Raw genomic sequence first — 13,433 nt, 5'->3', positions numbered from 1 at the left:
TCAAATCGATGGGCGCAATGGCGGGTTCCGGTCGGCGGCCGTATCGCAGCGGTAGTAGTCGGCCTGCTCCTTTTCGCTCCTCTGACCGATCACCACAGGGCTCTTGCGAGTGAGAGCTACGCGATTGCCATGCACGGTGCGCCAGCGCTGCCGCCGACCTTTACTCACATGCCTTATGCGAGGGCTGATGCCCCCAAAGGCGGACGGCTGGTACAGGGCATTCTCGGCACCTTCGACAGTCTCAATCCGCTGATCGTGAAAGGATTGCCGGTCCATCAGATCAGGGGATACGTGGTCGAAAGCCTGATGGCGCGAGGTGACGACGAGGCCTTCACGTTATACGGACTACTCGCCCGCAGCATCGAGACCGATGAGGAAAGGCGCTACGTCACCTTCCGCCTCGATCCGCACGCCCGCTTCTCCGACGGACAACCGGTAACCGCGGATGACGTGCTGTTCTCCTGGGGGTTGCTGCGCGACAAGGGTCGCCCCAACTATCGGCAGTATTATTCAAAAGTAGCAAAGGCGGAGGCACCGGACCCGCTCACTGTCACGTTCGATTTCGGCAGTGCGCAGGACCGTGAACTGCCCTTGATCCTCGCTCTGATGCCGATCCTGCCGCGCCATGCCGTCGATCCCGCAACCTTCGAGGCGACGTCGATGGCGGCTCCGATCGGTTCGGGGCCATACCGGGTCACTGCAGTAAATCCAGGCGTGAGCGTCATGTTGACGCGGAACCCCGACTATTGGGGGCGCGACCTGCCGGTCAACCGCGGACTCTGGAATTTCGACGAGGTCAGGCTCGATTACTATCGCGAGGCCAACGGTTATTTCGAAGCCTTCAAACGCGGCCTGTACGATTTCCGCGTCGAGACCGAACCGCTGCGCTGGCACGAGGCGTACGATTTTCCGGCCGCGCGCAACGGTCAGGTACTGAGGGACACGATCACGCCCGGTACGCCTCAGCCCTCCCAGTTCCTGGTTTTCAACACGCGCCGGCGGGTTTTTGCGGACATTCGCGTCCGTCAGGCGCTGACGCTGCTGTTCGATTTCGAGTGGATCAACCGCAACTATTTCTTCGGCCTCTATGGCCGCTCGGCAGGTTACTTCCCTGGCTCCGAGCTTTCGGCCTATGGTCACGCGGCAGACACGAGCGAACTGGAATTTTTGAAGCCGTTCGCTTCGCACGTCGCGCCAAACATTCTCGACGGCAGCTACCGCCTGCCCGTTACCGACGGTTCGGGCCGCGATCGCGCCGGCTTACGACGGGCGCTGAATTTGCTGTCGCAAGCCGGCTACGAACTCGACGGCGCCGTGCTCCGCCAGCGCGGCAGCGGAACGCCGCTCAGTTTCGAGATTTTGGTGAGCACGCGCGACCAGGAGCGGATTGCGCTTGCTTTTTCACGCGATCTCAAGCGCGCGGGCATCGAAGCCAGGGTTCGGGCGGTCGATCCCGTGCAGTTCGATCAGCGGCGACAAGGCTTTGATTTCGACATGATCCAGAACCGCCTCGATCAGTCGCTGTCACCCGGCAACGAACAGTTCTTCTACTGGGGTAGCGAGGCCGCCGATACGCCGGGTACGCGCAACTACATGGGCGCCAAGGATCCGGCCATCGACACCATCATCAATGACATGCTGGCGGCGCGCGATCACAGCGTCTTCGTCTCCGCTGTGCGTGCGCTCGATCGCGTCCTGATGTCCGGCTTTTACGCCATCCCGGTTTTTAACATCCGCGAGCAATGGATCGCGCGCTGGAATCGGATAGAACGTCCACAAACCACAGCTTTGACCGGTTATCTTCCGGAAACCTGGTGGTATCGACCGCAGCAACCGAAGTAGTCTCGAGTCAAACGATTCGCAGGCGAGCCAATTTCCGTGATGCCGACCAGCAACGTATCGCCGACGCTCGACGGGCTGTTCCAGCGGATCTTGGCCCGCCAGCCGGATGCGCTTGCGCTGGTTGATCCGATCAACAAGTCCCGGATCACCGGGCACGCGCCGCGGCGCCTGACCTTCGCCCAGGCTGACCGGGCGATCTCGGCCTTGGCGGCGCATTTCGTCGAGGCTGGCCTGCCCATCAACGCGGTGATCGGGGTTCAACTGCCCAATACCGTCGAGTTCATGCTCACCCTGCTGGCAGCCCATCGTGCCGGATTGATCGTGGCGCTGCTGCCGCAGCTGTGGCGGCAGGCGGAACTGACCGCAGCGCTCAACCGTACCGGCGCGAGAGCGATAGTGACAATGTCGAAGATCGACGGCGTCAGTCACGCGGACCTCGCGATGAACGCGGCGGCGGAGGCCTTCTCGATCCGTCACGTCTGCGGTTTCGGCGAGGATCTGCCGGAAGGAATGGCCTCTCTCGACCTTGCCATGACCAGCGAATCGTCAACCGACCGCATTGTGGTGCAGGACGGGCGCAAGGCAGCGCTGATCTCTTTCGATGTGACGGCTGACGGACTTCGCGCGGTGCCACGGACCCATCTCAACCTGATCGCCGGCGGGCTTGCCGTATTCCTGGAAAGCCGGATGCCTCAGGGGGCGCGGGTGATGTCGGCATTTGCACCCGCTTCCTTCGCAGGTTTGACCGCGTCGCTTCTGCTCTGGCTTTTGTCGGGCGGAACGCTCGCTCTGCATCACCCCTTTGACGGAGAAGCGCTGGGCCGGCAAATCAACGCGGAGGCCTGCGACACCCTGGTCGCGCCGGCGCCAATGGCGCTGCGGCTCAACGAGGTCGACATGACCGCGCGCGTGCCGTCGCTGCGTCACGTCATTGGGCTGTGGCGTATGCCGGAACAGATCGCCTCCAGCGCGCAATGGACGGCGGAACAGGCGAGGTTCACGGACGTCTATCTGTTCGGGGAGGTTGGCCTGTTCGGTGCGCGGCGCACCGCGGACGGCATGCCGGTCCCGATCATGCCGGGTCCGCATGGTGCACCGCGGGATATCCCCGGCACCTCGATCGCTGGCGAAACCCTGCTGACGCCGAAGGGCACGCTGGCCTTGCGGGGACCTATGGTGACAGTCGCCGCCTATGCGCCGCCAACCCCGCCGATGGGTTCCTTGACGGCCCCGCCCCCCCCACCTGACTACGCCGATACGGGTTATGCGGCCCGGCTCGACCGATCATCCGGCGCACTCTGCATCACCTCCCCGCCCTCAGGCATCGTCGCCGTAGGTGGCTACCGTTTCCTGTCGCAGGACCTCCAGGAATGGGCAAAGCGGCTCGGACAGGGAGCCTTGCTCACAGCACTCCCCGATCGTCTTTGCGGATACCGTCTGGCCGGGCGCGCCCAGGACAATGCGCGGGGCCGTGAGGCTCTGAACCAACTCGGCCTTAACCCGCTGATGGCGGAAGCCTTTCGGGATCGCACGATCATCGGCTGAGGATCCGACCCGATCGTTTCGTTGACAAGACGTTAAGCCCGCCAAACTAGGATCGCGCCACCAAGCGCATCGCATTGATCCGAAATTTGAGATGTCCCAGCAGCAAGGCCTGATCCTCATCGTGTCTGATGACGAGCCGCCGGCCTTTGCGGCGGCGCTCGGCGAGGCGATGTTTCCAGTGATCGAGACAGGTTGGTCCGACGCAACGGGCGCGGTCATGCAGTTGCATCCCACTGTCGTTATTGCCGCTCCGACCGAAAGCGCCGACGGCAGGCTGGACGCGCTGGCCGAACAGATCAACGCCGTTCAGCCTTATCTGCCGTTGCTGGCGATCAATCCGAAGATTGCGCTGCCCGAAAATGCCCTTCCGTTTTCGTCTGGCCGAGGCAAATGGGATCGCCTGATCCCGCGTTTACGCGCCGCGCTCAGGGTGAGAACCCTGCACGGGACCGTCCTGCGTCGGCTCAACGATCAGCCCGTGAAGGCGGCAATCGCCGAGATCGATCCGGTGCGGGATGCAACGGTGCTCCTGGTCGGACGCGGCGGCGGCTATCCCGCGCTTTCGGTGGCGCTCGGCGAGCGGATGGGCGTTGTCGGAGCGCTCAGCATCGAGGCCGCGGCCAAGCATCTCAACACGCGCGATATCGATGGCGTTGTGCTCGGAGAAGGATTTACGGATCGGGTGGTCGATGCCTTCCTCACGGTCCTTAGTGAAGATCCGCGGTTTCGCAATTTGCCGATCGTGGTAACTCCTTCCAACCTCGTGCCCGCCTATGATTTGCCGAACCTGGAAGTCATCAGCGGTGATCCCGTCTATATCGCGGCCAATGCCTTGCCCCTGATCCGCCAGCGGGCCTTTGAAGCTCATTTGAGCCGGACGCTGCGCTCGCTCGATGCCGGCGGGCTGCTTGATCCTCTGACGGGATTGTTGACGACGGAGGCTTTTGATCGTGATTTTGCAACCGCCGTCCGCCAGACGCTCGCGAACGGCAGCGGAATGTCGATCGCACGCTTTGCGTTCGACCCCGCCAATTCACGGGCGCAGTTCGATGGCGCACGGCTTCTCAGCCGGCTGATGCGGCAGATGGATTTTGGAACGCTGTACGACGACGGATCCGCGCTGGTCGTGCTTACCGAGACCGATTTGCCGACCGCGCAGATGATCGCGCGCCGTCTTTGCAGCGTCATGCGGCATACGGCCTATGAAGCCAAGGCCAGGCGGCGCAATGAACCCGCCGTTTCGATCGCGGCGCTCGAGCCTTACGACACCGCGCAATCGCTGCTTGCCCGCCTCAACGAGGAAGGCCGTCGCGTAGCGTCTTGAAGCCCTCAGGCAGCCTTGCGATCTTCGGCAAGGTTGGCGAGTTGGCGCAGGATTTCCGTGGTGCCTGCAAGGCGTTGCTCGGCCGTTTCCCATTCCTGGAAGAACACCACTTTCATGTCTGGCCGCACCCGCGCGGCCTGTCCATGCTGACGAATGAAGAGCACCAGACGGTCGGGTTGGGCGAACTTATTATCCCTGAAGGTGATCACTGCGCCTTTTGGTCCGGCATCGACCTTCTCGACGTTGGCCCTGCGGCAGTAGTTTTTGATCGCCGCGACCTTGAAGAGATAGCGCACCTCGTCCGGCAATACACCAAAGCGATCACGCAACTCGGCGGCGAAATTCTCGATCTCCTCGTCGGTCTCGAGATCGGCAAGCCGACGATACAGCGACAGGCGAACCGACAGGTCCGCAACATAATCTTCCGGGATCAACACCGGCATGCCGATGGTGATTTGCGGCGACCAGCGGTCCGCCGCGGGCTCGACCACGCCAGCCTTGAGATTCACGATCGCCTCTTCCAGCATCGACTGGTAGAGCTCGAAGCCGACTTCCTTGATATGGCCGGACTGTTCTTCGCCGAGCAGATTGCCAGCGCCGCGGATATCGAGATCGTGCGACGCAAGCTGGAAGCCCGCCCCCAACGTCTCAAGCGATTGCAGCACCTTCAGCCGCCGCTCGGCTTGCGGGGTGATCTTCTGCTGTGCCGGCAGCGTGAAGAGCGCATAGGCGCGCAGCTTTGAGCGTCCCACCCGGCCCCGCAACTGATAGAGCTGGGCGAGACCGAACATGTCGGCGCGATGGACAATCAGCGTATTGGCATTCGGAATGTCGAGGCCGGATTCGACGATCGTCGTCGAAAGCAGGATGTCGTACTTGCCGTCGTAGAACGCCGACATGATGTCTTCGATCACAGACGGCGGCATCTGGCCATGCGCGACAGCGACCTTCATCTCCGGCACGTTCTTGTCCAGAAATTCCTTCACGCCGGCCAGGTCTTCGATACGCGGCACGACATAGAATGCCTGGCCGCCGCGATAGCGCTCGCGCAGCAGTGCTTCACGGATCATCAGCGGATCGTGCGGCGCCACGAAGGTGCGAACCGCCAGGCGATCAACTGGCGGCGAAGCAATGATCGAGAGTTCACGGACGCCGGTGAGCGCGAGTTGCAGGGTGCGCGGGATCGGCGTCGCACTCAGCGTAAGCACGTGAACTTCGGCACGCAGTTGTTTCAGCCGCTCCTTGTGGCTGACACCGAAGTGCTGTTCCTCGTCGACGATAAGCAGTCCGAGGTCGCGGAACTTGATCGATTTGCCGAGCAATGCGTGCGTTCCGACCACAATGTCGATCGAACCGTCAGCAAGTCCCTTCTTGACCTGCGTCAATTCCTTGGCAGCGATCAGGCGCGAGGCCTGCGCGACCTTTACCGGAAAGCCGCGGAAGCGCTCGGTAAACGTCTTCGCGTGCTGGCGCGCCAGCAGCGTCGTCGGCACGACGACGGCGACCTGCTTGCCGTCAAGCGCGGTCGCAAACGCCGCCCGCAAGGCCACTTCGGTCTTGCCGAATCCGACATCGCCGCAGATCAGCCGGTCCATGGGTCGGCCAATTTCGAGGTCCTTCAGCGTCGCATTGATCGCGTTGAGCTGGTCTTCGGTCTCTTCATAGGGAAAGCGCGCGCAGAATTCGTCGTAGACGCGGGGCTGCACCGGCAGTTTCGGCGCCTCATGCAAATGTCGTTCCGCAGCGATCTTGATCAATTCGCCGGCTATCTCGCGGATGCGGCTCTTCAGCTTCGCTTTTCGGGCCTGCCAGCCGCTGCCTCCAAGCCGGTCGAGCTCCACGCTGGCACTGTCGGAACCATATCGCGACAGCAGTTCGATGTTCTCGACCGGGAGGAACAGCTTGGTATCGGCGGCATAGTGCAGTTCAAGACAGTCGTGCGGCGCGCCCGCGACGTCGAGCGTCTGTAACCCGACAAAGCGTCCGATCCCGTGCTCGACATGGACGACGATATCGCCGGTCGCAAGGCTCGTGACTTCCGAGATGAAGTTGTCAAGCTTTCGGCTCGCCTTGCGCGGCCGCACCAGACGGTCGCCCAGGATGTCCTGCTCGGTGATGACCGCGACCTGGTCGGTCTCGAACCCGGCTTCCATGCCGACAACCGCCAGCATGGTCTGGTTGCGCGGGGTGGCCTGGACAGCACGCCAGGTATTGACGCTGGTCAGGTTGAGCAGCTTGTGATCGCGCAGCATGCTCTCCATGCGATCGCGCGAGCCTTCGCTCCAAAGCGCGATGACAACCTTCTTGCGTTCGGCCTGCAAAGCCTGGACGTGTGCGACGATCGCTTCGAATACGTTCACGGCACTGTCATTGCGTTCGGGCGCAAAATTTCGCCCCTGCCGCGCACCGGCATCGAGTGTGTCGGCACTGCCTTCGGGTACAGCGAACGGCGTAAGCCGGGCCATGGCTGCCTCTTGCAACCGCTTCTTCCATTCGTCTTCGGTCAGATAGAGCCGATCCGGCGGCAAGGGCTTATAAATTGCGCCGCCGCCGGGATGTTCGAGCGCTTCGCGCCGGGCATCGTAATAGTCGGCAATCTGCTTGAAACGCTCGGTTGTTGCATCTTCACTCTGCGGCTCGATCGCAATCGGGGCATCGCCGAGATAATCAAACAGCGTATCCATGCGCTCCTGGAACAGCGGCAGCCAATGTTCCATGCCGGGATGGCGGCGGCCTTCGCTGACGGCTTCGTAGAGCTGATCGTCACGTTCTGGCGCACCAAAGGCCGCAACATAACCCATGCGAAAGCGCCGGATGGTTTCGGTGGTCAGTTGGAATTCAGAAATCGGCACCAGATCGAGCGAACGCATGTCGAGCAGCGTCCGCTGGGTTTCGGCATCGAAGCTGCGGATCGATTCCAGACTGTCGCCGAAGAAATCAAAGCGCACCGGCTGATCGAGCCCCGCCGGAAACAGATCGAGAATACCGCCGCGCACGGCGTATTCGCCGGGTTCACGGACGGTGGACGAGCGGCTGTAGCCATTGTGCTCCAGCCAGGCGACGATGGAATCCATCGGCACGACGTGGCCGGGCGCCACCGAGAGCGCTTGCGCCGCAACCAATTCGCGGGCTGGGACCCTTTGCACGATGGCATTGACCGTCGTCAGCACGATCAGCGGCTTTTCGCTGCCGACGAGGCGCGAGAGTTGCGCAAGCGTCGTCATCCGCTGGGACTGGATGCCGCCATGCGGCGATACCCGGTCATAAGGTTGGCAGTCCCAGGCCGGAAAATGCAGCACGGATAAGTCCGGCGCGAAAAACGACAGGGCGCGGGCAAGTTGCTGCATCCGCGGACCGTCGCGGCAGACCACTGCAATGCTGACGGCTGGCCCCTTGGGCCGTGCGGCAACCGCACGGGCAAGGTCCGACAGAATGAGACCTTCGGCGCCCTCGGCAACGTTGGCGAAGGTTATCGCGCGGCCGGGAATAAGCGATTGCGCCGGGGATTGGCCTGGTTGTTTCATTCGCCCTGCTCTCCCGGGCGGAACGCCTTGATCCGGTCGAACAGCGGCCCGCTATACCGCGAACCCATAGCGATATCGCCTGAGAGGGCGGCATAAAGGTCCGGGTCGGGGACCTCAATCAGGTGCTCGAGCTCAGCGAGTTCATCATCCGTGAGGCTCGCGATAGCCGTTTCGGCAAAGCGGCCGAGGATGAGATCCATCTCACGGGTGCCGCGATGCCAGCAGCGAAATAAAAGCCGCTTGCGGCGGTCATCGAGACCACCGCTCGATCGTGTCATGCCCGTCATTCTTCAATTCCAATCAACGCCAAAAGCCCGGACGTGCCGGGCGGCGTTGATATAGCGACCCGAATGCCCGTTGTCAGCCCATCTCATTCGCGATTATCAACGGTACCAGCCATGCCCATTTGATCCGCCAATCGCTTTGAGCTTCGATGCGCCCTGCTGTGCTCAATCCCTTGTTTGCGTCGGTCACGAGCCTTCCCGGGGTCGGTCCGAAGCAGGACAAGCTGTTTCGTTACCTGCTCGGACGCGATGAGACGCCGCGGCTCCTCGACCTATTGCTGCATCTGCCGTCAAGCGTGATCGATCGCCGCGCCCGGCCGAAAATTCGCGATGCCGTGCCGGGAACCGTGGTCACACTGGAGGTCACGATCGATGGCCATCGGCCCTCGCCGCCCCGCAATGCGCGAGCGCCCTATCTTGTGTATGCCAGCGACGATACCGGCGACGTCATCCTGACCTATTTCCGCGCCAAGGCCGATTACATCCAGAAACTGCTTCCGATCGGCGCCAAGCGTTACGTCTCCGGCACCTTGCAGATGTTCGACGGCGTGCCACAGATCGTGCATCCCGACCGCGTCGTCGATGAGGCCGGCTTTGCGAAGCTGTCCGGGATCGATCCGGTCTACCCTTTGACGGAAGGACTGGCGCTTGGCTCCCTGCGACGGGCAATCGGACACGCACTGCAAAAGCTGCCCGATCTGCCGGAATGGATCAGTCCTGAAGTTATCCGGCGCTGCGGGTTCCCATCGATAAAGGAGGCGTTGAACCGCGTCCACATTCCGATCGAGCTGACCGATATCCTGCCGGATGGACCATTCTGGTCGCGGCTGGCCTTCGATGAACTGCTCGCCGGTCAGTTGGCGCTCGCGTTGGTGCGCGCGCAGCTGCGGCGTCCTGCCGGCAACCGTCATGCCGGCGATGGCCACTTGCGGCGGAAAATCATCGACGCGCTGCCCTATGCGCTCACCTCCTCGCAGCGAGAGGCAGCAGCAGCCATCGCTGACGATCTGCGCCAACCCGTCCGCATGCTGCGGCTGTTGCAAGGCGACGTCGGCTCCGGGAAGACGGCGGTTGCACTGCTCGCAGCCGCAGCCGCCGCCGAAGTCGGCAAGCAGGCCGCACTGATGGCGCCGACGGAAATTCTGGCGCGGCAGCACATCAAGACCATTACCTCCCTCGCCGAACCCGCCGGGCTGAGGGTTGCGATCCTCACCGGACGCGAAAAAGGCAAGGAACGTCGCGACATCCTGAGGCGGCTCGAGGCCGGCGAAATCGATTTTCTGGTCGGCACCCATGCTCTCATCCAGGACGATGTGACCTTCAAGTCTCTTGCGCTTGCGGTTGTGGACGAACAGCATCGGTTCGGTGTGCGCGAACGGCTTGCGCTCACAGCCAAGGGCGAGGCGGTCGACGTGCTGGTGTTGAGCGCGACGCCGATCCCCCGCACGCTGGTCTTGACCTATTTTGGCGACATGGACGTTTCAGAATTACGCGAAAAGCCGGCCGGGCGGCAGCCGATCGACACCCGGGCCGTGCCGATGAGCCGGCTCGCCGAGGTGATTGATGCGGTTGGGCGGGCGGTCGACAGGGGCAAACGCGTCTATTGGATCGTGCCGCTGGTGGAAGAGTCCGAGTCCGTCGCCTTGACCGATGCCGACGGGCGGTTCGCCAGCCTGAGAGAGCGTTTTGGTGAAAAGGCCGGTCTCGTCCACGGCAAAATGCGTGGAACCGACAAGGACCACACCATGGCGCAGTTTGCCGCCGGCGAGATCAGCCTGCTGGTGGCAACGACGGTCGTTGAAGTCGGCGTCGACGTGCCCGAGGCGACGATCATGGTTATCGAGAACGCCGAACGTTTCGGGCTTGCCCAATTGCATCAGCTGCGCGGACGGATCGGTCGCGGCTCGGAGGCCTCGACCTGCCTGCTGCTCTATCGCGAGCCGCTCAGCGAGATGTCGAAGGCGCGGCTGACCGTGATACGCGAGACCACCGACGGCTTTCGTATCGCGGAGGAGGATCTGCGACTGCGCGGCGAAGGCGATGTCCTCGGGATCCGGCAAAGCGGCCTGCCCGGCTATCGTATCGCTCGATCGGACGTCCACGGCCAGCTTATCGCGCAGGCTCGCGACGAAGCGCTGCGCATCATGAAGGAAAATCCCAAGCTGACGGGATCGCGCGGCGAGGCGCTCCGCTGTCTGCTCTACCTCTTTGAGCGCGGCGAAGCGCTGCCGTTGATGGGCGCGGGGTAAGTCAATCCGCCTTCACCGGCTCCGGCAGCCGCGCGGCGGCATTGGCCGCCTGTGCAGCCTGCGCCATTCCGGCGAGCGCCGCCACCTTCCTTTGCGAGTCCGAACCCGGCTGCACCACGCCGCACGACATGATGAGGGTTGCGGCGTCTTCCGCGCTCATGTCGACTTCAACAACCTTGCTCTTCGGCACGTAAAAGAAGAACCCGGTGGTCGGGTTCGGCGCGCACGGCAGGAACACCGAAATGTGCTCTTCCTTGCCGGGAATGCTCTCCGCAATCTCTTCGCTCGGCGGCTGTGAGATCAGGACGATCGACCACATGCCGGGCGAGGGAAATTCGACCAGGCCGACACGCCGAAAGCTCGATCCCTTGCCCGAGAACAGCGTCTCGAATACCTGCTTCATCGCGCGGTAAATCGCGCGCACCGCAGGAATTCGGCCGAGAAGCCGTTCGCTCAGATCGACAAGCGAGCGCCCGATCAGGTTGGCGGTGAGAAAGCCGAGCAGCGTCAGCGCGAACACCGCGACGACAAGCCCTGAACCCGGCAGGCCGAACGGCAAATACGTTTCCGGCCGATAGGCGATGGGAACAAAGGGCCGCACAAGACCGTCGACCCAGGTGACAAACCACCACGTCAGGTAAAAGGTGATTGCGATCGGGCCGGCGACGATCAGACCCGTGAGGAAGTAGTTGCGTATTCGGGCCACAAAGCCGCTGTGGACCTCCGGCGCTGGTTCAGCCGGGAGCTCAGGCGGAGGCAGATCGTCGCGGTTCATAAGGGGTTCCAGGCAGATGCAGCGGCACTCCTAGCATGCCAGCTAGGCATCCTAGCAGAGTTTTGAAGACCCTGAGGCCGTTAACGCAGGAACAACGCGGAAACGCGTTATTCGACGGTTACCGATTTGGCGAGATTTCGCGGCTGGTCGACGTCCGTGCCCATGACCACGGCGGTATGATAGGCCAACAGTTGCACCGGAATGGCATAGACCATCGAGGCGAAAATTGCCCCCATATCCGGCAGCACGATGGTTACGAGCGACTCGATGGTCGCTTCCGCCGCTCCCCTGGCGTCCGTCATCAGGATGATCTGGCCGCCGCGCGCGGCCACTTCCTGCATGTTGGAGACCGTCTTCTCGAACACCTGGTCGTGAGGCGCGATCACCACGACCGGCATCTTCTCGTCGATCAAGGCGATCGGGCCATGCTTGAGTTCACCGGCGGCGTAGCCTTCGGCATGGATGTAGGAAATTTCCTTGAGTTTCAGCGCTCCTTCCAGTGCCAGCGGATAGCTGGTGCCGCGGCCGAGGTAGAGCACGTCCCTGGATTTCGAGATCTCTCGCGCGAGCTTTTCGACCTGCGGCTCCGTTGCCAGCGCGGCCGCCATCAGGCGCGGAATTTCGATGAGGCCGTGAACGAGCCTGGTTTCGTCTGTATCGGACAGGGCACCACGGGCTTTCGCCGCTGCAATCGACAGCGCCGCCAGCACCATCAGCTGACAAGTGAAGGCCTTGGTCGACGCGACGCCGATCTCGGGACCTGCGAGGGTCGGCAGCACGGTTTCGCTTTCCCGCGCGATCGTCGAGGTCGGCACGTTGACAACCGAGAGCGTGTGCAAGCCTTGCGACTTCGCATAACGCAGGGCAGCCAGGGTGTCGGCGGTCTCGCCCGACTGCGAAATGAAAATCGCAAGATCGTTCTTGAAGAGCGGCGGCTCGCGATAGCGAAATTCCGAGGCGACGTCGAGCTCGACCGGTATCCGCGCCAGCCGCTCGAACCAGTATTTGGCGATGAAGCCAGCATAGCTTGCGGTACCGCAGGCGGTAATGGAAATGCGCTGAATATCCTTGAACTCAAACGGCAGGTTCAGCGGCAGCGAAACCCGCTCGGTCGCCATATCGACGTACCGCGCCAGCGTGTGCCCGACCACTTCCGGCTGCTCGTGAATTTCCTTGGCCATGAAATGGCGAAAATTGGCCTTGTCGACCAGGAACGAGGAGGCCCCTGACTTCAGAACCTCGCGATGGACGCGTTCGTTCAGGGCGTCGTAGACGACGGCAGCCTCTCGCGTGAGCACAGCCCAATCGCCGTCCTCGAGATAGCTGATCGTGTCGGTGAGAGGCGCCAGCGCAATGGCGTCCGAGCCGAGATACATCTCGCCCTTGCCGTAGCCGATCGCGAGCGGCGAGCCGCGCCGCGCACCGATCAGCAGATCATCATGGCGGCGGAAGACGAAGGCAAGCGCAAACGCGCCGCGAAGCTGCGGCAGCGTCGCCCTCACCGCTTCCTGCGGCGACGCGCCTTTCAGAAGGTATGAGTTGACCAGATGGGCGACGACTTCGGTGTCGGTTTCGCTGGCAAAATTCGCGCCCTGCTTTTGGAGGCTTTGCCGCAGTTCGCGGAAATTCTCGATAATGCCGTTGTGAACCACGGCGACGTTCTCGGTGGCGTGGGGATGGGCATTGCTCTCGGTCGGCTTGCCGTGGGTGGCCCAGCGTGTATGGCCGATGCCTGTGTGGCCCTTAAGCGGCGCCTCCCGCAAGCGCGCATCGAGGTTCTTGAGCTTGCCTTCGGCGCGGCGGCGCTCGAGGTGATCGCCCTCCAGCGTCGCGACCCCGGCTGAATCATAGCCACGATATTCGAGACGCCTGAGCGAATCCACCAATTGC

General features: G+C 62.6%; 8 protein-coding genes. 4 read left to right on the top strand and 4 right to left on the bottom strand.

What is annotated here, in order from left to right; all coding sequences use genetic code 11:
* Positions 1-129: 129 nt before the first annotated feature.
* The 3 genes from NEZ08_RS00490 (at position 130) to NEZ08_RS00480 (ending at position 4,711) form a co-directional block, all read left to right on the top strand.
* Positions 130-1,842: an extracellular solute-binding protein gene (locus tag NEZ08_RS00490; protein ID WP_298101882.1), complete on the top strand. Its 1,713-nt coding sequence runs from the start codon at positions 130-132 to the stop codon at positions 1,840-1,842.
* 39 nt (positions 1,843-1,881) lie between these two features.
* Entirely contained in the window at positions 1,882-3,387 is a 1,506-nt protein-coding gene (locus NEZ08_RS00485; protein ID WP_298101879.1) for a class I adenylate-forming enzyme family protein, read from the top strand.
* A 91-nt stretch (positions 3,388-3,478) separates the two neighbouring features.
* Complete coding sequence (locus tag NEZ08_RS00480) at positions 3,479-4,711, top strand: GGDEF domain-containing protein (RefSeq protein ID WP_298101876.1); 1,233 nt, start codon at positions 3,479-3,481, stop codon at positions 4,709-4,711.
* 5 nt (positions 4,712-4,716) lie between these two features.
* Here the strand turns inward: NEZ08_RS00480 and mfd are convergent, their stop codons facing one another.
* On the bottom strand, positions 4,717-8,235 hold the full coding sequence (mfd, locus tag NEZ08_RS00475) for a transcription-repair coupling factor (protein WP_298101873.1): 3,519 nt from the start codon (positions 8,233-8,235) through the stop codon (positions 4,717-4,719).
* On the bottom strand, positions 8,232-8,522 hold the full coding sequence (locus NEZ08_RS00470; protein ID WP_298101869.1) for a succinate dehydrogenase assembly factor 2: 291 nt from the start codon (positions 8,520-8,522) through the stop codon (positions 8,232-8,234). The genes mfd and NEZ08_RS00470 overlap by 4 nt, the downstream gene beginning before the upstream one ends.
* Positions 8,523-8,668: 146 nt before the next feature.
* On the opposite strand from NEZ08_RS00470, the gene recG reads away from it, so the two are divergent.
* A complete protein-coding gene (recG, locus tag NEZ08_RS00465; protein ID WP_298101866.1) occupies positions 8,669-10,768 on the top strand; it encodes an ATP-dependent DNA helicase RecG in 2,100 nt (699 codons plus the stop codon).
* A gap of 1 nt (position 10,769) precedes the next feature.
* Here recG and NEZ08_RS00460 read toward each other — a convergent pair whose 3' ends face one another.
* On the bottom strand, positions 10,770-11,543 hold the full coding sequence (locus NEZ08_RS00460) for a DUF502 domain-containing protein (protein WP_298101863.1): 774 nt from the start codon (positions 11,541-11,543) through the stop codon (positions 10,770-10,772).
* A 107-nt stretch (positions 11,544-11,650) separates the two neighbouring features.
* Positions 11,651-13,433: glutamine--fructose-6-phosphate transaminase (isomerizing) (gene glmS, locus NEZ08_RS00455; RefSeq protein ID WP_298101859.1), on the bottom strand; the 1,783-nt coding region annotated here is incomplete at its 5' end.

This window comes from Bradyrhizobium sp., assembly GCF_027451485.1.
Lineage (GTDB): Bacteria > Pseudomonadota > Alphaproteobacteria > Rhizobiales > Xanthobacteraceae > Bradyrhizobium.
Note: the sequence above shows the minus strand (reverse complement) of the source record. Positions and strands in the feature narration are given on the sequence as shown.

What these genes read in the sequence shown, in the direction of transcription:
- NEZ08_RS00480 (WP_298101876.1), top strand. Translation starts at nt 3,479, where the DNA reads ATGTCCCAGCAGCAAGGCCTGATCCTCATCGTGTCTGATGACGAGCCG.
- NEZ08_RS00490 (WP_298101882.1), top strand. Translation starts at nt 130, where the DNA reads ATGCACGGTGCGCCAGCGCTGCCGCCGACCTTTACTCACATGCCTTAT.
- recG (WP_298101866.1), top strand. Translation starts at nt 8,669, where the DNA reads ATGCGCCCTGCTGTGCTCAATCCCTTGTTTGCGTCGGTCACGAGCCTT.
- NEZ08_RS00485 (WP_298101879.1), top strand. Translation starts at nt 1,882, where the DNA reads ATGCCGACCAGCAACGTATCGCCGACGCTCGACGGGCTGTTCCAGCGG.
- mfd (WP_298101873.1), bottom strand. Translation starts at nt 8,235, where the DNA reads ATGAAACAACCAGGCCAATCCCCGGCGCAATCGCTTATTCCCGGCCGC.
- NEZ08_RS00460 (WP_298101863.1), bottom strand. Translation starts at nt 11,543, where the DNA reads ATGAACCGCGACGATCTGCCTCCGCCTGAGCTCCCGGCTGAACCAGCG.
- NEZ08_RS00470 (WP_298101869.1), bottom strand. Translation starts at nt 8,522, where the DNA reads ATGACGGGCATGACACGATCGAGCGGTGGTCTCGATGACCGCCGCAAG.